This is a genomic window from Paraplanobispora siamensis (assembly GCF_016863175.1).
GTDB classification, from domain to species: Bacteria; Actinomycetota; Actinomycetes; order Streptosporangiales; family Streptosporangiaceae; genus Planobispora; species Planobispora siamensis.
Window position 1 is genome coordinate 1 of record NZ_BOOJ01000082.1, and the last position, 23165, is coordinate 23165.

Annotated in this window: 26 protein-coding genes; 12 read left to right on the plus strand and 14 right to left on the minus strand. The window is 71.6% G+C overall.

Features of this window, described 5'->3' with window-relative positions:
* Positions 1-323: 323 nt before the first annotated feature.
* Positions 324-494 carry a DUF3073 domain-containing protein gene (locus Psi01_RS39650; protein WP_204069349.1) on the minus strand — a complete coding sequence of 57 codons (171 nt, stop codon included), beginning with the start codon at positions 492-494 and terminating at the stop codon, positions 324-326.
* Between the two features lie 249 nt (positions 495-743).
* Here Psi01_RS39650 and Psi01_RS39655 point away from each other — a divergent pair, with 249 nt between their 5' ends.
* Complete coding sequence (locus Psi01_RS39655) at positions 744-1139, plus strand: ArsR/SmtB family transcription factor (protein ID WP_204069350.1); 396 nt, start codon at positions 744-746, stop codon at positions 1137-1139.
* Here the strand turns inward: Psi01_RS39655 and Psi01_RS39660 are convergent.
* The gene (locus Psi01_RS39660; RefSeq protein ID WP_204069351.1) at positions 1080-1424 is read right to left on the minus strand and encodes an ArsR/SmtB family transcription factor; all 345 of its coding nucleotides are present in this window, start codon (positions 1422-1424) and stop codon (positions 1080-1082) included. The genes Psi01_RS39655 and Psi01_RS39660 overlap by 60 nt on opposite strands.
* Positions 1425-1580: 156 nt before the next feature.
* On the opposite strand from Psi01_RS39660, the gene Psi01_RS39665 reads away from it, so the two are divergent.
* Together Psi01_RS39665 and Psi01_RS39670 are read left to right on the plus strand one after the other, a co-directional pair.
* The gene (locus Psi01_RS39665; protein WP_239128390.1) at positions 1581-2432 is read left to right on the plus strand and encodes a DUF4253 domain-containing protein; all 852 of its coding nucleotides are present in this window, start codon (positions 1581-1583) and stop codon (positions 2430-2432) included.
* A gap of 222 nt (positions 2433-2654) precedes the next feature.
* Complete coding sequence (locus Psi01_RS39670) at positions 2655-3506, plus strand: alpha/beta fold hydrolase (protein ID WP_204069352.1); 852 nt, start codon at positions 2655-2657, stop codon at positions 3504-3506.
* A gap of 70 nt (positions 3507-3576) precedes the next feature.
* Here Psi01_RS39670 and Psi01_RS39675 read toward each other — a convergent pair whose 3' ends face one another.
* The 6 genes from Psi01_RS39675 to Psi01_RS39700 all read right to left on the minus strand — a co-directional run bounded on the left by Psi01_RS39675 (position 3577) and on the right by Psi01_RS39700 (position 7858).
* Positions 3577-3948, minus strand: a complete 372-nt coding sequence (locus Psi01_RS39675; protein WP_204069353.1) for a hypothetical protein — start codon at positions 3946-3948, stop codon at positions 3577-3579.
* Between the two features lie 13 nt (positions 3949-3961).
* Positions 3962-4342, minus strand: a complete 381-nt coding sequence (locus Psi01_RS39680) for a roadblock/LC7 domain-containing protein (protein WP_204069354.1) — start codon at positions 4340-4342, stop codon at positions 3962-3964.
* A gap of 58 nt (positions 4343-4400) precedes the next feature.
* Positions 4401-5450 (minus strand): DUF4388 domain-containing protein, encoded by a 1050-nt coding sequence (locus tag Psi01_RS39685; protein ID WP_204069355.1) that lies wholly within the window; start codon positions 5448-5450, stop codon positions 4401-4403.
* Positions 5451-5455: 5 nt separating this feature from the next.
* Positions 5456-5836 (minus strand): roadblock/LC7 domain-containing protein, encoded by a 381-nt coding sequence (locus tag Psi01_RS39690; protein WP_204069356.1) that lies wholly within the window; start codon positions 5834-5836, stop codon positions 5456-5458.
* A 156-nt stretch (positions 5837-5992) separates the two neighbouring features.
* Positions 5993-7207: a DUF4032 domain-containing protein gene (locus Psi01_RS39695; protein WP_204069357.1), complete on the minus strand. Its 1215-nt coding sequence runs from the start codon at positions 7205-7207 to the stop codon at positions 5993-5995.
* A 3-nt stretch (positions 7208-7210) separates the two neighbouring features.
* Positions 7211-7858 (minus strand): class II aldolase/adducin family protein, encoded by a 648-nt coding sequence (locus Psi01_RS39700; RefSeq protein WP_204069358.1) that lies wholly within the window; start codon positions 7856-7858, stop codon positions 7211-7213.
* A gap of 112 nt (positions 7859-7970) precedes the next feature.
* Between Psi01_RS39700 and Psi01_RS39705 the strand changes: the two genes are divergently transcribed.
* Together Psi01_RS39705 and Psi01_RS39710 are read left to right on the plus strand one after the other, a co-directional pair.
* Positions 7971-8264, plus strand: a complete 294-nt coding sequence (locus tag Psi01_RS39705) for a 4a-hydroxytetrahydrobiopterin dehydratase (protein ID WP_204069359.1) — start codon at positions 7971-7973, stop codon at positions 8262-8264.
* Positions 8265-8382: 118 nt separating this feature from the next.
* A complete protein-coding gene (locus tag Psi01_RS39710; protein WP_204069360.1) occupies positions 8383-8949 on the plus strand; it encodes a superoxide dismutase family protein in 567 nt (188 codons plus the stop codon).
* A gap of 121 nt (positions 8950-9070) precedes the next feature.
* On the opposite strand, the gene Psi01_RS39715 is transcribed toward Psi01_RS39710, so the two are convergent.
* The gene (locus Psi01_RS39715; RefSeq protein WP_204069361.1) at positions 9071-9556 is read right to left on the minus strand and encodes a hypothetical protein; all 486 of its coding nucleotides are present in this window, start codon (positions 9554-9556) and stop codon (positions 9071-9073) included.
* A 95-nt stretch (positions 9557-9651) separates the two neighbouring features.
* Complete coding sequence (locus Psi01_RS39720; RefSeq protein ID WP_239128394.1) at positions 9652-10299, minus strand: class I SAM-dependent methyltransferase; 648 nt, start codon at positions 10297-10299, stop codon at positions 9652-9654.
* Between the two features lie 219 nt (positions 10300-10518).
* Here Psi01_RS39720 and Psi01_RS39725 point away from each other — a divergent pair, with 219 nt between their 5' ends.
* Together Psi01_RS39725 and Psi01_RS39730 are read left to right on the plus strand one after the other, a co-directional pair.
* A complete protein-coding gene (locus Psi01_RS39725) occupies positions 10519-11730 on the plus strand; it encodes a sensor histidine kinase (RefSeq protein WP_204069363.1) in 1212 nt (403 codons plus the stop codon).
* 72 nt (positions 11731-11802) lie between these two features.
* Positions 11803-12513, plus strand: a complete 711-nt coding sequence (locus tag Psi01_RS39730) for a response regulator (protein WP_204069386.1) — start codon at positions 11803-11805, stop codon at positions 12511-12513.
* A gap of 151 nt (positions 12514-12664) precedes the next feature.
* Here the strand turns inward: Psi01_RS39730 and Psi01_RS39735 are convergent, their stop codons facing one another.
* On the minus strand, positions 12665-14035 hold the full coding sequence (locus Psi01_RS39735; protein WP_204069364.1) for a serine hydrolase: 1371 nt from the start codon (positions 14033-14035) through the stop codon (positions 12665-12667).
* Between the two features lie 337 nt (positions 14036-14372).
* Here Psi01_RS39735 and Psi01_RS39740 point away from each other — a divergent pair, with 337 nt between their 5' ends.
* Positions 14373-16139 (plus strand): sensor histidine kinase, encoded by a 1767-nt coding sequence (locus Psi01_RS39740; protein ID WP_204069365.1) that lies wholly within the window; start codon positions 14373-14375, stop codon positions 16137-16139.
* A gap of 108 nt (positions 16140-16247) precedes the next feature.
* Here Psi01_RS39740 and Psi01_RS39745 read toward each other — a convergent pair whose 3' ends face one another.
* Positions 16248-17069, minus strand: a complete 822-nt coding sequence (locus tag Psi01_RS39745) for a spermidine synthase (protein ID WP_204069366.1) — start codon at positions 17067-17069, stop codon at positions 16248-16250.
* Between the two features lie 84 nt (positions 17070-17153).
* Here Psi01_RS39745 and Psi01_RS39750 point away from each other — a divergent pair, with 84 nt between their 5' ends.
* The 3 genes from Psi01_RS39750 to Psi01_RS39760 all read left to right on the plus strand — a co-directional run bounded on the left by Psi01_RS39750 (position 17154) and on the right by Psi01_RS39760 (position 19870).
* Positions 17154-18686: a penicillin-binding transpeptidase domain-containing protein gene (locus Psi01_RS39750; RefSeq protein ID WP_204069367.1), complete on the plus strand. Its 1533-nt coding sequence runs from the start codon at positions 17154-17156 to the stop codon at positions 18684-18686.
* Between the two features lie 118 nt (positions 18687-18804).
* Positions 18805-19479 (plus strand): PAQR family membrane homeostasis protein TrhA, encoded by a 675-nt coding sequence (trhA, locus tag Psi01_RS39755; protein WP_204069368.1) that lies wholly within the window; start codon positions 18805-18807, stop codon positions 19477-19479.
* A gap of 10 nt (positions 19480-19489) precedes the next feature.
* Entirely contained in the window at positions 19490-19870 is a 381-nt protein-coding gene (locus tag Psi01_RS39760; RefSeq protein WP_204069369.1) for a PPOX class F420-dependent oxidoreductase, read from the plus strand.
* A gap of 48 nt (positions 19871-19918) precedes the next feature.
* Here the strand turns inward: Psi01_RS39760 and Psi01_RS39765 are convergent, their stop codons facing one another.
* Positions 19919-21118: a M20 metallopeptidase family protein gene (locus tag Psi01_RS39765; RefSeq protein ID WP_204069370.1), complete on the minus strand. Its 1200-nt coding sequence runs from the start codon at positions 21116-21118 to the stop codon at positions 19919-19921.
* A gap of 239 nt (positions 21119-21357) precedes the next feature.
* On the opposite strand from Psi01_RS39765, the gene lat reads away from it, so the two are divergent.
* Positions 21358-22656, plus strand: coding sequence for an L-lysine 6-transaminase (lat, locus tag Psi01_RS39770; protein WP_204069371.1), 1299 nt, complete (start codon positions 21358-21360; stop codon positions 22654-22656).
* A gap of 96 nt (positions 22657-22752) precedes the next feature.
* Here lat and Psi01_RS39775 read toward each other — a convergent pair whose 3' ends face one another.
* Positions 22753-22998, minus strand: coding sequence for a helix-turn-helix domain-containing protein (locus Psi01_RS39775; protein ID WP_204069372.1), 246 nt, complete (start codon positions 22996-22998; stop codon positions 22753-22755).
* Positions 22999-23165: the final 167 nt, after the last annotated feature.

Consider the following 23165-nt stretch of genomic DNA (forward strand, 5'->3'; position numbering starts at 1 on the left):
AGCGCTTCACCGTCTGAGCGGGTGCTTCACCGTCTGAGCGGGCGCTTCACCGTCTGAGCGGGCGCTTCACCGTCTGAGCGGGCGCTTCACCGTCTGAGCGGGCGCTTCACCGTCTGAGTGAGCGCTTCACCCTCCGGGCCGGCGACCGTCCGGACGAGGAGAGGAAGGCGGCGGGCCCGCACCCCGGGAAGGGGCGCGGGCCCGCCGTCATCTCATATGTCCTCCGGATCCGGGCCGGGCGTCCTGCCGTCCGGATCGGGGTGTACGGGATCAGCCTCCCGCCGCGCGCGGCCGTCCCGGGACGGGCCGTGCGGGTCTTTCGCCTATCTCCTGTCGGCGGGCTCGGCGAAGGGGTCTTCGGTCTCGTCGACCGGCGCCGGGTTGTCGCCGGCGCCGAGCTCCCTGCGCAGCCGCTCGAGATCCATGTCGTGGGTGCCGTACTTCAGCTGGCGTGCGACCTTCGTCTGCTTCGCCTTGGCTCGACCCCGTCCCATTGGCTGCACTCCCTTGTATAGGCCGCACTGGGCCTCTCGTCGCTATCGCATCGCCCGCATCTTACCCAAGACGCTTACGAGTTGAAGAACTCTGCAATTTGCTAGTTTGTAAGCGGGTCGCGCCCGCGGCCCGACGGGACCGGAGAACGGACGGGACGCACGGAAGGCGGGGATCATGAGCGGGCCTGCGGCGGATTCATCGGCGACCACCGGCGGGACCGGCGCGCTCCCCGGCGGAACGATCTGACCATGACCGTGCCGCTGTACCAGGCCAAGGCGGAGTTCTTCCGCACGCTCGGTCACCCGGTCCGCATCCAGGTGCTGGAGCTGCTGCAGAACGGTCCCCTGCCGGTCCGCGACCTGCTGGCCGAGATCGACATCGAGGCCTCCAGCCTGTCCCAGCAGCTGGCGGTGCTGCGCAAGGCCGGGATCGTGACCGCCACCCGCGAGAGCGGCAGCGTCGTCTACGCCCTGTCGGCCCCCGACGTGGCCGGCCTGCTGGCCTCGGCGCGCTGGATCCTGACCGAGGTGCTGGCCGGTCAGGGCGAGCTGCTGGCCGAGCTGCGCGCCGAGGCCGGCCGGGAGTCAGGCACCCCGGCGCGCCGCGGAGGTGCGAAGGTCCGCCAGGAGCTCCGCGCGCTCTGACAGCACGTCGGCGAGGATCGAGCGCGTCACGGTGAGAAGCTTGGCGATGTCCGGGCTGGTCAGCGAGTAGTGGACGGTCGATCCTTCCTTGCGGGAGAGCACGAGGTTCGCGCGTCGCAGGACGGCCAGCTGCTGTGACAGGTGCGAGGGCTCGATCCCCACCTCGGGGAGCAGCTCGGCGACCGAATGATCCCGCTCGCTGAGCAGTTCCAGCACCCGGATGCGTGAGGGATGCCCGAGCGTTTTGAAGAACTCCGCCTTCAGCTGGTACAGCGGCATGCTCATCGCGCCACTCTACCCACCGCGCGCGCCGGTGCCGGAGGCGTTCGGGCCGCCACCCGGACCTCCTGTCACCCGTAGATGGGATCATGGCGGAATGTCCCAGGCTGAGCATCGGCGGCGTGCACCGTCCGGCGGGCGCCGTACAGGCAAAATTGGGGCGTGGGCAGGATCGGGACGGTAGAGATGGACGATTGCGGGCGTGGGCGGCTGTCGCCGGTGCTGGGCCAGTTGTTCACCGACGGCGGTGAGGGGCGGACGCTCGGGGTCGAGCTGCCGGCCGGAGACGTGGTCTGGCCGGACCCCGGCTACGCGCGGCTCCTGACCTACGGCCGGCCCGCGTTCTGGCTCAGCGACACGACGGTCTCCGGCGAGCTGTGGGCCGCCCTGCGGGCCGAGCATCCGCGTTCGGGGCTGTGGCCCGTCCTGCTGGAGGACTCCGTCCAGCCCTGGTCGGCGGGGCAGGTCGCGCCCGACGCCGCGACCGAGATCGACAACTACCACACCGCCGCGTTCATGGCCGAGGTGTGGGCGGACTGGATCGAGAAGGCCCACCCCGACCAGGTGGAGATCCTCGACCCCTTCGGGCCCCGGTGCCCCGGCCCGGCCGCGCCCGGGCAGCCGGGCGCCGACCCCGACGCGGTCGCCGACTGGTACGCCGGGATCGTGGCCGAGCGGCGGACCCCGCTCGGGCTGGTGGCCGTGGACCGGGGGGCCGACGCCCTGGCGGTGATGGGCTGGCAGGGGGCGCTGAACCACAACGAGTGGATGGTCCCGCTGGCGGCCGTGGTGCGCAGCTGGGAGGACCGGTTCGGCGCCCGCCTGGTCGGCATGGGGTTCAACACGCTCGACCTGAGCGTCGCGGCGCCTCCCCTCACCATGGAGCACGCCCTGCACGTGGCCGCCGAGCACTGGACCTTCTGCCCCGACAGCGTGGTGTACGGGGCCGGATCGCTGATCGACTACGCCGAGCAGATCGTGGGCAGGAACGCCTGGTCGTTCTGGTGGGACTGAGCCGTCGGCCGGGCGGGCCCCGCTGACCACCAGCTCCCGCCGGTCACCGCCCGCTCCCGCCGCTCCCACCGGTCACGGCGTGGCCGGTGCGCGGCGCCTTACCAGGTGATCGTCACCGCGCGGGCTCTTGTCGCGCCGGTCCCCGAATGAGATTCTGTTTTCCCCAGAACGAGATTCTGTTCCGGTGGACCCCGGCGGACGGACCAGCACGGTAGGAGTGCCATGACCTCGCGCGCCTCGGCGAACGGCATCGAGATCGCCTACGACACCTTCGGCTCGCCCTCGGGCCGCCCCCTCCTCCTGGTCATGGGGCTCGCCTCCCAGATGATCCACTGGGACGAGGAGTTCTGCGGGCTGCTCGCCGACCACGGCCACCATGTCGTCCGCTTCGACAACCGGGACGTGGGGGAGTCCACCCACCTGCACGACGCCGGAGCCCCGGCCCCCGGTACGGACGCGCCGTACCTGATCGGGGACATGGCCGACGACGCGGCCGGGCTGCTCGACGCGCTCGGGCTGGAGGCGGCCCACGTGGTCGGCGTCTCGATGGGCGGCATGATCGCCCAGTCGATGGCCATCCGTCACCCGGGCCGGGTGCTCAGCCTCACCTCGATCATGTCCACGCCGAGCCCTCAGGCGGCCCCGCCCACCGACGCGGCCATGGCGGCGCTGATGTCGCCGCCCTCGCCGGACCGGGAGACGGCGATCGCGCGGGCGCTGGAGACCTGGAAGGTCATCGGATCGCCGGGCTATCCCCTCGACGAGGAGCGGATCGCCAGGATCGCCGGGCTGAGCTACGACCGCGCCTACGACCCGGCCGGGGTGGCCCGGCAGTTCACCGCGATCATCTCCTCGGGCGACCGCGCGCCCCAGCTCAAGGAACTGTCGGTGCCGGCTCTGGTGCTGCACGGGGAGCAGGACCAGCTGGTGCCGCTGCCCGGCGGGATCGCCACGGCGGACGCGATCCCGGGAGCCAGACTGGTCACCTATCCCGGGATGGGCCACGACCTGCCGCGTGCCCTGTGGGGTGATTTCGTCGCGGAGATCAGCGCTCTGACCTCCGCGGTTCGCTGACCGTTCCGCGGGGCGGCACGGCCCCGCGGCCCGGTACGGCCCACGCAGGGGCGCGGGCCGTACCGGTGAATCAGACCTCGAGCTTCTCCTCGATGCCGCGTAGAGTGTGCCGCGCCATAGCCAGGTTGGCCCGGGCGCGGTCGAGCGCGAGATAGAGGAAGAGTCCCTTGCCGCTGCGGCCGGTCACCGGCCGGATCACGTGGTAGGCACCGCTGAGTGTGATGAGGATGTCCTCGATGGAGTCCTTGAGTCCCAAGGAATCCATCGTGCGGAGCTTGGCCTTGACCACCTCGGTGTTGCCCGCCGCCGCTACCTGGAGATCCAGATCCTTGGAGCCACCGAGCGAGCCCAGCGCCATCCCGCTGTTGTAGTCCACGACCACCGCGCCGACGGCGCCGTCGATCGCCATCATCTCCTTGAGAGAGATGTCCATGTTCGCCATTACTTTTCTCCGATCACTGAGTAAGTGACATTCGGGTGGTGATGGCGGCCAGATTCGCCGCCGTTCTGCGGCCCTCCAGTCGCAGCAGCCCGAGGTTGGCCCCCGGGCGGGCGAGGACTGTGAGGACGATCTTGGGGCCGGCGGCGTAGAAGGCCGCGTAGCCGTTGGAACCGGAGATCAAGGTCTCTTCGAAAGTGCCCTTGTCGACCATGCCCGCCATCCGGCGGCTGAGGGCCAGCAGCGCGGAGGAGAGGGCACCGGCCTGCTCGATGTCCCCGGCCATGTCACTGGCTATCGGCAGGCCGTCCACGCTGCACGCGATGCTCCCGTTCACCTCGGGCATGCGCTGTCGCAGCAGGATCATCTCCTGGTGCACCTCGTCCCTCAGTTCCACTGGCATCCTCCTTCCGATCCACTTCAGGGCCCGCAGCCTCAGCGGCATGAGGACTGCCTCACGCGAGTGCCTCCAATGCGTTCCTGAGCCGGATGAGCAGGTTCACGTCACCCGGGTCCGCCGTCGCCGCCGGAAGACCCGCGGGGAACGGGGAGGCGGGGGAGGCACCGGGCTCGCGGTCCCGGGTCTCCCGGCCACCGCCCCGCCGGGGCAGCACCGGGCTCCCCTCCGAGACATCACCTCGCCGGGGCAGCACCGGGCTCTTCTCCGGGTCCGAGACGTCACCTCGCCGGGGCAGCACCGGACTCTTCTCCGGGGACTCGCCCCGCCGATCCGGGACCGGGGCCTTGTCCGGGGGGTCGCCCCGCCGGGGCGGCGCCGGGCTCTTCTCCGACGAGGCGCTCCGCAGGGCCGGGGCCGCCCGTGCCTGCGCCGCGTCTCCGGCCGCGGCCTCGGGCTTGCACAGCAGTCCCGCCGCGGCGAGCTGCCGTACCGCCAGCAGCACCGAGTAGGCGGGCCGTCCCAGTTTGCGGGCCAGGTCGGCGGGGGTCGCCGTGCAGTCCGCGCCGACCAGGACCTCCCACTGGAGCGAGGTCAGCACGATCCTCTGGGCGGGGATGCGCGCCACCGGGACGACGGGCAGCGTGTCCAGATCCGTGGACGGCCAGGCCTGGTCCAACTGCACTCTCCTTCGGTTGCACTCCCTGACCAGTCCGGTCGCGTCGAAATACCACTGGGGCCCGAGCCAGTGCCGCTCTCCCGGACGGAAGCGCGACCGGGACCCGGTCACCTGGAGCAGGAAGAACACGGCGTCCATCACCGCCCCCAGCACACAGAACTCCAGCTCGCCCCGGGTGAGCACACCCCGGTCGACCAGCCGGTCGCCGCCCCACCGCTCCTCGCCCGCCGCCTGCCTGGCCTGCCGTACCGCGTAGGCGGAGACCCGGCCGCTGGCGGTCAGCAGGTCCTCCACCCGGGGGCAGGAAGGGGTCTCCGCGTAGGTGACCCGGCCACCGGTGAGGTACAGCACCCCGGCCTTGCCCAGACGCAGGGCGCCGGTCGCCCGGTCTCCGGCGAGGCCGGTGAGGATGCTCTCGACGGTCGGCATGGCGCTCAGGTGGTGATGAGCCGGTCGGAGAGCGCCTGAAGCCGATGTCGGGCGAGGGCCAGATTCGACCGCTCCAGATCGAGCCGTACGTATATCGCCAGCGGCCCGTCGAAAACCGTCTCTAACGATCTCAATAAGTGATATCCGCTGTCCGTGCTTATGATCATGTCGCTGACCCGGACCGCTCCGGTGGGCGACATCATGGCGAGCCCGTCCAGCGCCGCCCGGAGCGTCTCGCTGATCCCCGCGGCCGATTTCTCCACATCACCGTTGAGACTGCCGCCGCCGGCGGCCACAGCCATCCCGCTGGTCTGGTCGATCACGATCGCGTCCAGCGCACCGGGGATCGCCATCACCTCGGTGAGGCATTCTTCGATTCCGAGCACTCGATCTCCCTTGCGATGCGTCTTGCGGAAAACGTCGCGGAGAACAGAGTAGGGATATACCGAAGAGTGCTAAGTGACCTGATTAACGGATAGATGGAAGGAGAGGCAGGATTTAACCACCGAGTAGAAGGATGTGCACTCCGAGTGGAATGCCGTTTACAGGGAGTCCGGAATCAGAGCCTGCTCATCGGGCCGAAAAACAAGAATATTCTTCACATATGAATCCACGGCGGTCGGCAGCCCGACGTCGTTTCCCGCCGCCTCGGACAGGTACCACCGGTGGTCGAGGACCTCGTGGAAGAGCTGGGCCGGTTCCAGCTTGTGCCGCAGCTCCTGCGGGACCGCCTCGATCGTCGGCTGGAACACCTCGGCCAGCCAGCGGTGCGCCACGATCGCCTCGTCCTCGTGGCGCAGGCCGTAGGAGACCCTGAAGGAGTCGAGGTCGTTGAGCAGCCGCCTGGCCTGGTTCTCCTCCACGTCCAAGCCGGTCAGGCGCAGCAGCCTGCGCTGGTGGTGACCGGCGTCCACGACCTTGGGACGGACGATCAGCCGGCCGGTGCCGGCCTTGCGGCGCACCATCATCTCGGCGACGTCGAAGCCGAGCCGGTTCAGCCGCCGGATCCGCTGGTCGATCATGTGCCAGTCGACCTCCTCGATGATCTCGTCGGAGGTGAGCTCGCCCCACAGCCGGTGGTAGCGCGAGCAGACCGAGTCGGCGACCTCCTCGGGGTCGATGGAGGAGTGGAGCAGGCCGCCGGCCTCCAGGTCGAGCATCTCGCCGTAGATGTTGGTGTGCGCGACGTCGATGTCGTGCAGCCGCTGGCCCTCGCTGATCATCGGATGCAGCTCGCCGGTCTCGGCGTCGACCAGGTAGGCGGCGAAGGAGCCGGCGTCCCGGCGGAAGAGCACGTTCGACAGCGAGCAGTCGCCCCAGTAGAAACCGCTCAGGTGCAGCCGGACGAGCAGTACGGCCAGCGCGTCGAGGAGCCGGTTGAGCGTCTCGGGGCGCACGGTCCCCGACATCACCGCCCGGTAGGGGAGCGAGAACTGCAGGTGCTGGGTGATCAGCGCCGAGTCCAGCGGCTCACCGGCCGGGGTGGTGCGGCCGGTGACCACGGCCACCGGCTCCACCGAGGGGGTGTCCATCCGGCTCAGGTCCCACAGCAGGCGGTACTCCCGCTTGGCGAAGTGCTCGCTGATCTCCTTGATCGCGTACACCTTGCCGGACAGGCGCGTGAAACGCACCACGTGCCGGGAGATGCCGCGGGGCAGGGAGACGATGCGGTGCTCCGGCCACTCCTCCAGCGGGATGTCCCAGGGAAGGCGGATCAGGTCCGGGTCACTCGGGGCGCCGGTGAGTTGCAGAGGCATGGGTCAACCCTCTCGGACCGGGAAGACGGGCGGGTGGAAGGCGCGCTCGACGACGGCCGCGAGCTGCTGGTCGGTGAGCACCCGGGGTTCGCCCACGGACTTGGCGCGCACGTAGACCTCGCACAGCCACTCCAGCAGGCGGGTCGCCTCGAAGGCCTTGTCGAGGTCCGCGCCGACGGTGACCCCGCCGTGGTTGGCCAGCAGCGCGGCCTGCCTGTCCTTCAGCGCGGCCCGTACGGAGGCCGCCAGCTCGGGGGTCCCGTAGGTGGCGTAGTCGGCGACCCTGACGGTGCCGCCGAGCAGCAGCGCGTTGTAGTGGACCGGCGGCAGCTCGTCCATGGTGGTGGCGACCACGGTGGCGAAGACGGAGTGGGTGTGCACGACGGCCTGGGCGCCGGTGGTCGTGTAGATCGCCAGGTGCATCGGCGTCTCGGAGGAGGGCTGCAGCTCGCCCTCCACGAGATGGCCCTCGACGTCGACGACCGGGCAGGCCTCGGGCTCCAGCCGGTCGAGGGGGACCCCGCTGGGGGTCACCGCGACCAGGTCGCCCGAGCGGATGCTCAGGTTCCCCGCGGTCCCGACGACCAGGCCCGTCTCGGCGGCCCTGCGGCCGTAGGCGCACAGCAGCCGACGCTGCTCGACCAGCAACATGCCCCAAACGTAGGGCGTTGGGATAATTCGTGGCAAATGCCGAGAGTCACCCCGGATCGGTCCGGGCGCGGCGCGGTTTGTCGCCCGGGTGCCGGCGTGATCTGCTGGGGGGATGGACCTGCTTGATGACTCCGAGGTACGGCGGCGGCTGGACGAGGCGCCCGAGTGGCGGCGCGAGGGTGACGAGATCCGCCGGACCGTCAAGGCCCCCGACTTCCCGACCGCGATCCGCATCGTCGACGAGATCGCGGTCGAGGCCGAGAAGCTCAACCACCACCCCGACATCGACATCCGGTGGCGCACCCTGCACCTGGCGCTGACCACGCACGACAAGGGCGGCCTGACCGGCCTGGACTTCACCCTGGCCGCCCGCATCGACGAGATCGCCGCCGCCAACGGGGCGTGAGGGGACCGGCCGGGCGGCGCCGGCCGGGGAGGCGCGAATCTTTTCTGAAACACTGAGTGTAGCCGTGTGACTACTGGTTAGAGTGGGGCGTCCTCGCTTCACTGACCTAGGAGATGCGATGCGCCTCCCCGTGGTTCTCTCCGCTCTCGCCCTGCTCGCGGCGGCCTGTGGCGGTGGCCAGGAGGCGGCGCCCCCCGCCGCGCACGCCGTCCCCGAGGCGCCGCCCGGGGTCAAGCTCGTCGGAGGCGGTCAGCTCGGAGCGCCCGCGGCGGGGGGCGCCGCGATCGCCTACGACAGGAAACTGGTCCCGTCCGGCGCGTCGGCGCACGTGACGGCCGAGTCGGGGGCGGTCCTGGCCACCTCGACGGTCACGGTCGAGGGCTTCCTTCCCCGCCGGACGTACGGCGTGCACCTGCACACGAAACCGTGCGGTCCCAAGCCCGACGACTCCGGGCCGCACTACCAGCACGCGCACGACCACGCCAGCGCCGACAACGAGGTGTGGCTCGACTTCACCACCGACGCCCAGGGCGCGGCCACCGCGACGGCCAGGCAGGACTGGGCGTTCCCGCCCGACAGGGCGCCGCGTTCCATGGTGATCCACGCCGAGCGCACGAAGGCGGCCGGGGCCAAGGCGGGCTCGGCCGGCCGCCGGATCGCCTGCGTCACCCTCACCGGGGGCTGACCCCTCGCCGCCCCGGCGGCCACCCGCTCCGGCGCCGGCTCGTGCCCTCCTCGGGGGAGGGCATGATCCGGCGCCGTGTTCTTCTCCTGCCCGGCCGCGGGTGCCCCCGGGGCAGCCGGCCTCAGTGCCTGAAGAGTTCGTACAGGACGCCCATCTTGTCGGGCCGTGCCACCAGCAGGATCAGGGCGAGCGTGACAATGGGATCGAGCGCGGCATCGCCGGCCGTTCGCAGGGTGCGGACGGTGGAGCCGGGGTCGGAGTGCTCCCGGGCCTGCAGAACGTCGTACTCGCCGACGGTCACCGCGAAACGCAGCCTCGTCCGGAGTCGCGGGCGGTGAACGCGGTATTCCTGTTCCCACAGCCGCACGGTGTTCCCGCGGCGCTCACCCACCTGCTGCCCGCGTGCGGACAGCAGCGGTTGTCCCCTGTTGAAGTCGACCAGCAGGCGCGGTTCGTCACCGGCCCGGTCGGCGCCGCCCAGTACGGCCTGGCGGCCACGGCCACCCGGTACGGAGAACGCCTTCGCCGTCCCGTCGTCGGTGCCGAACGTCGAGCCGAGCAGCGAGATCATGGCCCTGCCCGGCCGTAACCCGTCAGTCGTGGTCATCGCCGGATCATCCTGTCATCTCCGGTGTCCCGGCGCCGGGCCGACCGTGACCCCGTGCACCGATCCCGGCCACGACGCCCTGCTCCGTCGGCGGGTCACCGCGGCTGTGAACGGCCTCCGTCGAGGTTCCCGCAGGCACGTCGCGCGGAGAAGAACGCGACGGCGCCGTCACGGTCGACGTCGACGTCGTCGAGGCCGGCCGCGGAGAGCCAGGACGACAGCTCCCCGGCCGTCCCCACGGTCGCGAACGGCCCGGCCCGGCGGAACAGAGAGATGATCGCGTCCTGCCGCCGGCCGCCCCCGCGCACCACCGAGGTGCCCCGCAGCCGCCCGCCCGGCCGCAGGACACGGGCCATCTCCGCCAGGGCCGCCGGCGGATCGGGGAAGCAGTGCAGGCCGAAGTAGCTGAGGCACAGGTCGAAGGAGCCGGCGGGGTGGGGCAGCGCGGTCACGTCCCCCCGCAGGAAGACGATGTCCCGCAGCCCGTGCCGCGCCGCGTTGGCCCGTGCCCGCCCCATCATCACGGGGGACAGATCGAGCGCCACGTAACGGTAGGAGCCCTCCTGCGGCAATCCCCGGAAGGCGATGCCTCCCCCGCAGGGGACATCGAGCACGCGCCCGCCGTCCACGAGCGTCCGCAGTTCCTCGATGCCGCGGTAGAACGGCCGCAGATCCGCGCCCCACAGCAGCCTGCCGCCGGCCATGCCGATCCGCTCGCGCTCGGCCCCGGCGTCGTAGGCCACAGCCGTCAACCAGGCACGTCGCCAATGAGTCATAGCCCGACTTCTCCCGCCTCACCGCCAACGTCAACGTCAACGTCAACGTCAACGAGATGCCCCCTCTCCCGGCGTCGTACGCCGCAGCCGTCGGCCGGGCACGGGCCGGTCGTATGACCCGGGACAGAGGCGGGCGTCCTACCGTGGGCAGATGCCGGATGATCTATGAGGCGATACCTTCCCATCATGAAATGGGCTGGACGGCGGCTCGACGGACAGACCATCACCGATGCGGTGGTGGCGGTCATCGTGGCGCTTCTCATCAGATACGCCATCGTCGATCCACCGGGACCGTCCTCCACATGGCCCGCCTGGTCGGCGTGGCCGACAGCGGCGGTGCTGAGCCTGCCGATCGCGCTGCGGCGGCACCGGCCGCGGGCCGTGCTCGCTCTCGCGTGCGCCGCGGCCGTGTCGGCGACCGTGACCGGCGCCGTTGCGGCGGGCGCGATCTGGCTGTCGTTCGTCCCCACCGCGCTCGTGCTGTACGTGGTGGCCTCCACCGCCTCGGTCGCGTGGTCGGCGGCGGCCCTGGCGGCCTGCCTGTCCGCCGCGGTGACCGCGATCCTGGTCTTCTACGCGCAGGTGTTCCCCGGCCTCGCACCCGCGGCCACGCCCAGCGAGATACCGCCGGCCTGGCCGATCGAGATCGGCGTGACCGGTGTGCTGCTGAGCGCGGCGTGGGCCGTCGGGGCGGTCGTGCGCTGGAAGCGGGAGACCACCTCCCGCCTCGTCCGCCACCGCGCCGAGTCCGCGGTGACCGACGAACGGCGGCGCATCGCCCGGGAACTGCACGACATCATCGGCCACAGCATGAGCCTGATCACGGTCAAGGCCACCGTCGCCAACCACGTCGCCGACACCCGCCCGGAGGAGGCGCGCGCGGCGCTGGCCGTCATCGAGCAGACCAGCCGGAGCACGCTCACCGAGATCCACCGGGTGCTCGGCCTCCTGCGCGCCGAGGGCGAGCCCCAGCAGGACCACATGCCGGTGCCCGGCGTGGCGGACCTGCCCGAGCTGGCCGGCCACGCCCGCTCGGCCGGGGTCGAGGTGGACCTGACCGTCCGCGAAGAGGCCGTGCTGTCTCCCGCGGTCGCGATGTCGGTGTACCGGATCGTGCAGCAGGCCCTGACCAACGTCGTCACCCACGCGGGCCCCACCCGCTGCTCGGTCACCGTGGACATCGGCGGCGGGGAGGCCGTGATCGAGGTCGTCGACGACGGCCCCCGCCACGGCCGCCCGCCGCGGACGGTCCCCGGCGGACACGGGCTGATCGGCATGCGCGAGCGGGCCAGGATGTACGGGGGCACGTTCAGCGCCGGGCCCCGGCCCGAAGGGGGCTTCCGCGTCTCGGCCAGCCTGCCGTACGGCCCGAACGGCACCGTGACAGGAGCACTGTGACCTGGGCACCGTGACCTGAGCATCGTGAGGTTGGGCATCGACGAAGTGAGAAGTGACGACGTGAGCAGCGACATGAACACCGGCACCGCGCAGCAGGACCCGAACGACCCCTCATCGCCCGTCCGGGTCCTGCTCGCCGAGGACCAGGTCCTGGTCCGCGACAGCTTCAAGGTCCTCATCGGCGCCACACCGGGGATGACCGTCGTGGGCGAGGCGGGCACCGGCGCCGAAGCGGTGCTCCTGGCCGGTCGGCACCGGCCCGACGTCGTCCTCATGGACGTGCGCATGCCCGACATGGATGGCATCGAGGCGACCAGACGCATCTGCGCCGACCCTGCCACCGCCGGCACGCGCGTGCTGATCCTCACCACGTTCGATCTGGACGACTACGTGTACGCGGCGCTGCAGGCCGGCGCCAGCGGCTTCCTCCTCAAGAGCGCCACCGCGAGCGAACTGCTGGCCGCCATCCGCATCGTCGCCTCCGGCGAGGCGCTGCTGGCGCCCACCGTCACCCGCCGGCTCATCTCCGAGTTCCTGAACGGCCCCCGCCCCGCCCAGGTCGTGCGCGACCTCGGCGAGGTCACCCAGCGCGAGCGCGAGGTGCTCGCCCTCATCGGCAGGGGCATGTCCAACTCCGAGATCGCCGAGCACCTGCACCTCACCGTCGGCACGGTCAAGACCCACATCGGCCGCCTCCTGGCCAAACTGCAGGCCCGCGACCGGGCCCAGCTGGTCATCGCCGCCTACGAGGGCGGGCTCGTCACCGGCCAGTCATCGCGGTGACCACTCGCCGGTCGGCCGTCCCGGTAGCCGGTCAGTCGTCGCGGTGACCGGCCACCGGACGCGGACGGCCGCGACGCGGGGAGCGTCGCGGCCGCGGAGCCGGTCCGGCCGCCTTTGAAAGGGAGGCCGGGTCACCTTCCGGAGGGGCCGGTCACCTCTTCTTCGAGGCGAGGGCGAACGCCCCCCGGTCGAGGGCGAGCAGTTCGGGGGCGGCGACGGCCTCGTCGATCAGCTTGGTGGAGTCGTTGGTCAGCGAGGTGACGACGTAGGTCCTGCCGTCGGCGGAGCGGGCGAGGAAGGCCATGCTCAGAACGCCCGCCTCCGAGCCGCCCTTGGCCCACACGAGCGGCCACTTCTTGCCGTCGAGCCCGAGGCCGAGGTCGTTGGCGGACATGACCTCGTGCAGCGTCCTGCTCTTCATCGACAGCAGCCCGGCGAAGGCCTGGCAGACGTCACGCGGCGAGCCGAACCACTCGATCGTGTGGATCTCCCGGGGCGTGGTCCACGGCTCGAGGCCCTCGAAGGACTGCTTGGCCACGGTGTTCCTCAGGTAGGCGCGCTTGCCGGCGGTGCCGAGGAAGAGGTACTTGCGGGCCTGCTCCGGATAGTTCACCGCCTTGAGCAGGGCCCACTCGCGCGTGGTGAGGAAGGGGGTGTTCCGCTCGACGTCGCCCGACCACTGGCGGACCTTGGCCTCGACGGCCCTGCGGCCCACCGTGTGGATCAGGATGTCGGTGGCGGTGTTGTCGCTGATGGCGATCATCAGCTTGGCGGCCTCGCGGACCGTCACGGTGCTGTTGTCCGGGCGCTCGTGCAGCCCGCCGTCACCCGGAGTGCCCGGGACCTTCCACTCGGGCTTGACCGTGAGCTCGGTGTCCCAGCGCAGCCTCCCGTCGCGGATCTTCTCGGCCACCGCGCCCAGCACGTAGACCTTGAAGATGGAACCCAGCGGTTGCGACTTGTCGGCGGCCACGCCGTGGACGGTCTTGCACCGGCCCCGGGAGCCGACCTCCGCGGCGAGGAAGCCGGTCTCGGGGGCGACCTTGCCCAGCCGGGCGTCGAGCTCGGCCCAGCTTCCCGGGGCGGGCCGCTCGGGCGGGAGCACCCCGAGCTGGTTGATCCTCCCGTTCCCGTCCACGGCGACGCGGATCACGAACTCCTGCCCGCCGAGCCTTCCCGTACCGGCCAGGGCGGTGGGCGTGACCTGGGTCAGCTTCTCCAGGGTCAGGCCCTTCACCTGGGCCAGGAACTGGTTGAAGCCGGCGACGGTCAGCTGCTTGAGATAGTCGGCGTTGACGTGCTCGGCCAGCTCGCTCTCCGCGAGCGGCGCCCGGTTCGGCGCGTCGAGGAACCAGCGCAGCTGCCTGCCCGCCGGGCTGTCGGGGATCTCCGGGGCGGTGACGACGGCCGGAGCGGGAGACGCGGCCGCCGCGTGCCCCGCGGCGGCGAGAGTCGTCACGGGGAGGGTCGCGGTGAGGAGGGCCAGGGCCAGAAGGCGGGTCGGCCGGGACGGCAGTCGCATATGAAGCTCCTTGTCGATCTCGATGTCGTGGTCTCGCGGCGCCGCCGGCCCCCGGGCCGGTCCTCGCGGGCTCCGGGTTCCGGATGGCTCCCGTCATCCGGAGGGGGATCGGAGCCCGCGAGGACCGGTCGGCTCCCGGGGACGCGGCGGGCCGGCGGGCTCTGCGAGCCGCGGGGCGGGCGGTTCGCCGATGTCCGCTGCCCCTTCTCCGAACCTAGGAACCACCGGAACGGCGCGGTACCCGGCGAACCCCCGTCCTTCGGGGTGCGGCAAACTGCACCGGGTGTGCGGACAACCTCATAGACGGCGCGGCCCGCGGCAGGTCACGCTGCCGTCCATGGCATCCACGGCTCTGCTCCGCCCGCTCCCCGCCGTCATGGCCGCGGTGGCCGTCGCGGGGATCGTGGCCGGAGCGGTCATGGAGACGGGCTTCCCGGTCCCGGTGAGTCAGTGGTTGTTCGTCCTGGCGTGCGCGACCCTGCCGGCGCTCGGCCTGCTCGTCGCGCTCAGGCGCCCCGACAACGTCTACGGCTGGCTGCTGCTGGCCACCGCCGACTGCCTGGGGCTGGGAGCGCTCGGCGTCGGGATCCTGCTGAGGGTCTCCGCCGATCAGCAGGTGATGACGGTCGCCGGGGTCCTCCTGGCCTCGCTGTTCGTCGTCTTCTACGGTCTGAGCTGGGTCTTCGTCCCGCTGTTCTTCCCCGATGGGCGGTTGCCCTCGCGGGGGTGGCGGGTGGGGGCCTGGATCGCCGCGGCGGCGATCGCCGTCCACTGGACGGGCATCGTGCTGGGCCACGAGGAGCTCTACTCGATCTTCCCCACCCGCAACCCGCTGGGGCTGGCGGGAGAGGCGGGGCTGTACACCCTGCTGATGGCCGCGGGAGGACAGGCGGTGGTCCTGCTGATGGCCCTGGCGGTGCTGGTCTCCCTCATCCGGCGGTGGCTGCGGGGCAAGCCTGAGGAGCGGCGCCTGCTGCGCTGGATGATCGCCGGGCTGGTGGCGACCCTGGGCGGGTTCGTACTGATAGGGATGTTCGGCGGCGGCGGGCAGGAGTCGGTCCGCAGCATCAGCATCTTGCTGGTCATGGCCGCGATGCCCGCGGCGATCGCGGCGGCGGTCCTCCGGCACAACCTCCTCGACGTCCGGGTGGGGATCAGGGGCTCGCGTTTCTTCCTGATGTTCGACCTGCGGCCGACCGTCGGCGAGCTGCTGACGGAGCTGGGACCCGAGCTGGAGGAGGCCGGGCCCGCCGAGCAGCTCGGGCGGCTGGCGCAGGCCGTACGGGCCGGGCTGGAGATCCGGTGGGCGGCGGTCGTGCTCCCCGACGGCACGCGGCTGGTCGCGGGCGAGGAGAGCGGGGAGGCGGTGCTCACCGTGCCGGCCGGGCTGGGGCACATCGCCTGCGGGCCCAAGACCGCCGGGTGGTTCACCGCCGAGGACCGGCGCCAGCTCGCCGCGCTGGCCGTACCGGTCGGGCTGGCGATCCAGAGCGCGGCGCTGGCGGCCCGGCTGGTCGACGCGGGGGAGGCCGAGCGGCGGCGGATCGAGCGCAACATCCACGACGGGGCGCAGCAGCAGCTCGTCGCGCTCATCGCGGGCCTGGAGCTGGCCAGGGCGACCGGGAGCACGCCGGAGACCCTGGCGCTGCTGCGGGAGCAGGCCCGCCAGACCCTCGCCGACCTCCGCGAGCTGGCGGCGGGCATCCACCCGTCCGTGCTGAGCCAGGGCGGGCTGGCCGAGGCGATCGAGGAGCGCTGCTCGCGGCTGCCGGTGACGACCACGGTGACGGCCGACCCGGGGCTGCGCGCGCGGCGCTTCCCCGACCAGGTCGAGGGCGCCCTGTACTTCACGGTGAGCGAGGCGCTGGCCAACGCGCTCAAGCACGCCTCGGCCTCCCGGATCGAGGTACGGCTGACGCACGCCGCCGGGCGGCTGCAGACCACGGTGACGGACGACGGGAAGGGCTTCGACCCGGCGGCGACCGGCCGCCGGGGGCTGGGCCCGCTGGCCGACCGGCTCAGCGCCCTCGGCGGCGGCCTCGACCTGTCGAGCGCGCCGGGGGAGGGCACCCGGGTGCGCGCCTGGGTACCCGCTCCGGGCTGAGCGCCCGGGGACCCGCTCCAGGCCGGCGTTCAGGTGCCCGCCCCGGCCGGGTACCCGGGTGCCCGTGGCCGCTTCCGGCCGGGGAGCCGGCTGCCGCAGGGATGACGGTCAGCCGAACACGGCGGGCGGCGGGACGGGGACGATGACCGGGTCGCCGTCGTTCAGTGGCGGGGCCCCGGCGACGAACCTGCTCAGGTCGTCGCCGTGCAGGCAGCGGGCCTGGGTGAGGCCTCCGGCGGCCTTGCGGGTCAGCCCGGCCAGGGGCAGTTCGGCGCGGGAGGCGGCGACGATGAGGTTGCCGAACCGGCGGCCGCGCAGCACGCCGGGCTCGGCGAGCAGCGCCAGGTGGCGGAAGGTGCCGCCGATCGTGGCCAGGACCCGGCGGGCGAAGACGAGTCCCTTGCCGTCGGCGATGTTGACCAGCAGGGTCCCCGCCGGGCGCAGGACGCGGGCCACGTCGCCCATGTACTCGCTGGTGGCCAGGTCGATCGGCATGGTGGCGCCGCTGAAGGCGTCCAGCACGAACAGGTCCGCGGAGGAGTCGTGGAGCCCGGTGGTGGCGCTGCGGCCGTCGGCGATCCGCACCTTGAGGCGGGGCACCGACTTCAGCCGGAGCTGGTCGCGCACGAGCTGGACCAGGTCGCCGTCCGGCTCGGCGACGAGCTGCCGGGAGCCGGGACGGGTCGCCGCCACGTAGCGGGGCAGGGTGCAGGCGCAGCCCCCGATGTGCACGGCGTCCAGCGGACCCTCGCGCATCAGGTCGATCACGTCGGCCATCAGCCGGACGTACTCGAAGTCGAGGTAGGTGGGATCCTCCAGGTCGACGTAGGACTGGGGCACGCCGTCCTTCGAGATCACCCAGCCGGAGGGCCGGTCGAGGTCCCGCAGCAGATCTACCTCGCCGAAGGTCACCGGGTAACAGCCCGGCATCGGCTCTCGCGGTTCCCGCCTGACCATCCCTTTGGTCCTCTTTCCTTTGATATACACCGGGTGGACACCCCTGGGAGAAACCGTATGCGCCGTCGGCCCCTCCTCGTGCTCGTCATCGTCTTTCTGACGATCGTCGGGGGGAGCGTCTACGCGCTGACCAGGTCCACGCCGTCCAGGAGCGAGCCGGCCGCCGGGGCCGAGGAGACGGCCAGGACCTACCTGACGGCCTGGGAGGAGAGCGACCTGGCCACGATGAACAGGCTGGTGTCCGGCGCCCCGGCCGACTTCATCGAGAGGCACCGCACCTTCAGCCAGGACCTGGGGATCGAGTCGCTGACCATCACCCCGGGGCGGATCAGCTTCCGGGGCGGGCAGGCGGCCGAGATGCCCTTCGACGGGGTCAGGGAGGTGGAGGGTCTCGGCGAGTGGCCGTTCTCCTCGACGCTGAAGCTGGCCGTCAAGGACGGCCGGTGGAAGGTGCTGTGGAGTCCGGAGACGCTCCACCCCGCCCTCAAGGACGGGGGACGGCTCCGGATCAGCGAGATCTCCGGGGAGGAGGCCAGCCTGGTCACCCGGTCGGGCGAGCCGTTCCCGCACGACAACGGGGCCGAGGCGTACCTGCAGGCGCTCGGGGCGGAGCTGGAGGGCCGGACCTCGGAGGGGGGCTACGCCCTGGAGGCCGTCACGCCCGCCGGGGACGTCAAGCAGCTCCTGGTGGACGAGCCGGAGAAGGGGGAGGAGATACGCACCACCTTCTCCCGCTCGGTCCAGGCGGCGGCGGCCCGGGCGCTGGACGGGGTGGAGGGCCCCGCCGCGATCGTCGCGGTCGAGTCGGGCACCGGGGAGGTCCTCGCGATCGCCGACCGGCTGGGCGGGCAGAACGCGTTCCGCGGCCTGTACCCGCCGGGCTCGACGTTCAAGGTGGTCACCGCCGAGGCGCTGCTCTCCGCCGGGCTGACCCCGGACTCCCAGGTCGCCTGCCCCGCGACCTACTCGCCTCCCGAGGGGAGGCCGTTCCGCAACGCCGGGGACTACGCCGCGCCCGGCCCCGTGACGCTGACCGAGGCCTTCGCGGTCTCCTGCAACACCGCCTTCGTCGAGCAGACCGTCCAGCTGCTGGCGGACGGCGGCCTGGTGCGGGCCGCCGAGCTGTTCGGCTTCAACCAGTCGCTCAAGGTCCCCGCGGTGAACTGCCAGATCAAGGCGCACGCCACGAACGACGAGCTGGCCTCCGACGCCATCGGCCAGCACTCGGTACTGGCCAGCCCGCTGTGCATGGCGCTGGTCGCCGCCGCGGTGGAGAGCGGCACCTGGCACCAGCCCCTCATGATGGAGCGCGCGGCAGAGGAGGGGGACGCCGTCGAGTTGCCCCGCGACGTGGCGGAGGGGCTGCGTGTCATGATGCGGGCGGTGGTGACGGACGGCACCGCCTCGGAGATCCCCCTGCCGGAGGGTACGGCGGGCAAGACGGGCACCGCCGAGGCCGGCGGCGGCCGGGAGCACGCCTGGTTCATCGGCTACCGCGAGAGCGTCGCCTTCGCCGTGCTCGTGGAGAACGGCGGCGGCGGCGCACAGTCCGCCCTGCCGGTGGCCGCGCGTTTCCTGCGCGCCCTGTAGGGCAGACGGGTCTCCCGGCCGGTCCCAGGTCGTGGCGGAAAACCACGGCGGGGGAAGAGCCGGATGCTGTAGGGAAAATCACAACTTACGGTTACGTAAGTTACGGTACCGTAGGTTCATGGCCCCGATCGTTGCTGAGAAGACGTCGCTGCCGGAGTCGATCAAGCCGCGTCTGCGCGGCTGGCTGCACGCCGGAGCGCTGCCTGTCACGCTCATCGCCGGATTCGTCCTGGTCGCCCTGGGACCCACCCTGCAGGCGCGGCTCGCATCAGTGATCTACGCGATCACATCCGGCCTGCTCTTCGGCATCTCGGCCACCTACCATCGCGGCACGCTCTCGCCGCGGCTGGAGGAGGCGCTGCGCCGGCTCGACCACGCCAACATCTACCTGATCATCGCGGGCACCTACACGCCCTTCGCGCTGCTGGCGCTGGACGGCGCGGCCCGTGTGGTGGTCCTGTCCGTGATCTGGGTGGGGGCGATCGCCGGAGTGCTGTTCCGGGTGCTGTGGACCCGTGCGCCCCGCTGGCTGTCCACCGCCCTCTACATCGCCCTGGGCTGGACGGCCGTGTTCGTGCTGCCCCAGCTGATGGAGGGCGCGGGGGTGGCCGCGGTGGTCCTGGTCATCGTCGGCGGCGTGCTGTACACCGCGGGCGGGATCGTCTACGGCCTGCGCCGCCCGGATCCCTCGCCCCGCTGGTTCGGCTTCCACGAGGTCTTCCACGCCTTCACCCTCGCCGCCTATCTGGTGCAGTACGTCGCGGTGTCCCTGGTGGTCTACGGGGCGGCGTAGGGTGCCCACCATGACGAGCATCGCTGACCTGGCGGCCGAGCAGTACGTGTCGGTGACCACCTTCCGCAAGAACGGCACCGGCGTCCCCACCCCGGTCTGGGCGGCGCCCGACGGCGCGGGACTGGTGATCTGGACCCCCGCCTCCGCCGGGAAGGTCAAGCGGATCAGGAACAACCCCGAGGTCACCCTCAAGGCCTGCGACCTGCGCGGGAACACGCGGGGCGAGGAGGTCAAGGGGCGGGCGGAGATCCTGTCCGCCGAGGAGACCGAGCGGGCGCGCGGCCTGCTGCGCAGGAAGTACGGCCTGCAGGGCCGGCTGGTCATCCTCGGCAGCAAGATCCGCCGGGGGAGCGCCGGCACCGTCGGCATCCGCATCACCCCCGCCGGCTGAACGCCCACCCGGGCCGGGACCGCGTGAACGCCCGGCCCGGTGGTCGGGTCAGCTCGCGGCGAGGCCGAGGCGGCGGGCGGCGAGCTCGGCGTAGAGGGCGGCGCCGTCCGGGAGCACGGCGTCGTCGAAGCGCGCCTCCGGGGCGTGGTTGTAGGCGGCCTTGCCCGGGTCGAGGTCCGACGGGCACGCGCCGAGCGCCACGAACGCCGAGGGGACCTCGTTGCACACGAGGGAGAAGTCCTCCGCCCCGGTGAACGGCTGCGGCGCGGTGACGAACCGCTCACCGCCGTAGACCTCCCGGACGGTCGCCCCGACGAAGTCGGCCTCGGCCCCGTTGTTGACGGTGACCGGGTAGCTCATCGGGAAGGAGGTCTCCACCTCGAGCCCGTGGGCCGCCGCGACGCCCTCGACCACGGTGACCGCCCGCTCCCGGACGCGCTCGTGGGAGGCGGCGGAGAACGACCGGATGGTGACCTCGAAGCGGGCCTCCTCCGGGATCACGTTGTCGGTCGTCCCGGCGTGGAAGCTGCCGACGGTGACGACCACCGGGTCGAACACGTCGAAGCCGCGCGTCACCATGGTCTGCAGCGCCAGGACCATCTCGCACGCCGCCGGGATCGGGTCCTTGGCGCGGTGCGGGGCCGAGCCGTGCCCTCCCGCGCCGCGCACGGTGACGATGAGGGTGTCGGCGGCGGCCATCATCGGCCCGCCCCTGGTGATGAACATGCCCTGCGGGAGCACCGAGCTGATCACGTGCAGGGCGTAGGCCGCGACCGGGCGCTCACCCGCCGCGTCCAGCACGCCCTCCTCGATCATGAACTTCGCGCCGAGGTGGCCCTCCTCGCCGGGCTGGAACATGAAGATCACGTTCCCGGCGAGCCGGTCACGCCGGGCGGCCAGCAGGTGAGCCGCCCCGGCGAGCATGGTGGTGTGCAGGTCGTGCCCGCAGGCGTGCATCCGGCCGTCCAGCAGGGAGGTGACCTCCGCGTCGCCGCGCTCGGAGACGGGCAGCGCGTCCATGTCGCCGCGGAGCAGCACGGTCGGGCCGGGCAGCGCGCCCCGCAGCACCGCGGTGACCGAGCTCAGCTGTTCGCCGAGCCGTACCTCCAGTGGCAGTCCCGACAGCGCGGCCAGCACCTTCTCCTGGGTCCTGGGCAGATCGAGGCCGAGCTCGGGTTCCCGGTGCAGGGCGTGACGCAGACGGGTCAGCTCGTCGCGCATGTCGGCGGCGGATTCGCGGAAGGACACCGGGCACTCCTCTGACGTTCCGTACGTGGACGCTCTGACCGCACCCTAGCCGCGTTCGGGCGATTTGTGTCCTTCGCCGGGACCCTCAACGGAAGATCGTAAGGAGATCGTCCGGCGGCGGGAGTTCCGGACCATTGAAATGCGAAGAATCTCCGCGCAGAATGCCGTTCGAGCGTAATGTCTTCAGGTAGACGCGCCCAAGACGGGGAATCATCTTTCCAGCTCACAGTGGAGGGGATATGGACGTTCACGGCCGCCTCGCCCGTCACCTGCTGGTCGACGGCTACAGACTCGTTCTGGACCTGGAACGCAGCCGGGGTTCCCGGCTCGTCGACGCCCGCACCGGCCGTGAATACCTGGACTTCTACACCTTCTTCGCCTCGGCGCCGCTCGGCGTGAACCCGTTCGACGACGATCCGGAGTTCCTGGCCCTGCTCGGCAGGATCGCCGCGAACAAGCCCGCCAACTCCGACCTCTACACCGGGCACCTGGCCGACTTCGTCGAGACCTTCACCCGCGTGCTCGGCGACCCGGAGCTGCCCCACCTGTTCTTCGTCGAGGGCGGCGCCCTCGCCGTGGAGAACGCGCTGAAGTGCGCCTTCGACTGGAAGAGCCGGCACAACGAGGCCAACGGGCGCTCTCCGGAGCTGGGCACGAAGGTGCTCCACCTGACCCGGGCCTTCCACGGCCGCAGCGGCTACACCCTCTCGCTGACGAACACCGACCCGGTCAAGACCGATCGCTTCCCGAAGTTCGACTGGCCCCGCATCGAGGTGCCCGCCGTCCACTTCGGGGACGTCGAGGCCGCCGAGGAGCGCGCCCTGGCGCAGGCGCGGGCCGCCTTCGCGCGCCACCCGCACGACATCGCCTGCTTCATCGCCGAGCCGATCCAGGGGGAGGGCGGCGACAACCACATGCGCGCCGAGTTCCTGCAGGCCATGCAGGACCTCTGCCACGAGCACGACGCGCTGTTCGTGCTGGACGAGGTCCAGACCGGCGGCGGGGCCACCGGCACCCCGTGGGCCTACCAGCAGCTCGGCCTCCGGCCCGACGTGGTCGCCTTCGCCAAGAAGGTCCAGGTCGGCGGGGTGATGGCGGGCCGCAGGGTGGACCTGGTGCCCGACAACGTCTTCCGGATCAGCGGCCGGATCAACTCGACCTGGGGCGGCGGGCTGGTCGACATGGTCCGCTCCCGCCGGATGCTGGAGATCATCGAGCGGGACGGCCTGATCCCGCGCGCGGCCGAGCTGGGGGAGGAGCTGCTCACCGAGCTGCGGAAGATGCAGGCGAGCCTGCCCGAGACGGTGGACAACGTCCGGGGCCGCGGCCTGATGTGCGCCTTCGACCTCCCGTCGCCGGCCGACCGCGACGAGCTGGTGGCCAGGCTCAGGGAGGACGAGGGCGTGCTGGTGCTGGCGTGCGGTGAAAGGTCGGTACGGCTGCGCCCGGCGCTCTCGGTGACGCCGGAGGAGATCGGGGAGGGCGTCTCCGCCATCGCCAGGACTCTGACCGGGTGGGATCTGCGGATGTCGGCGTAGGCCCCCGGACATCGGCGCGGGCCCGTGGACGTCAGGGCGGGCCCGCCGTCCGCCGGCGCGCCCCCGGTGCCGCCGGCCGGTGGCGCGCCGCGGAATTCAGAGGGGGTCGTCGCGGGTGGCCCGCAGCCACAGGCCGATGGCGGTCACCCGCGAGTCCACGCCCAGCTTGGCGTAGATCCGGTTCACATGGTTCTTGACGGTCTTCTCACTGAGGAACAGGTGCTGGGCGATCTGCCCGTTGGAGTGACCGTTCGCGATCAGCTCCATGACTTCGGTCTCGCGCCTGCTCAAGCCCGTCACGACTTTGGGTTCGGCGTTGAACCCGGCATCGTCGACTCTCATCCGGCCTCCGTGGCAGCAACACGGTCAGGTCGCCGAGGCCCCCGCTCTTACGGCGTAGCGATAGCAGCGAGCATAACCCGCAATATCCATTTTTGGTGGACAAGTCGAAAGTAGGGAGAAAACCCGACGGTCGGCCACGAACATCCGGACAAATCCGATCTCCATGG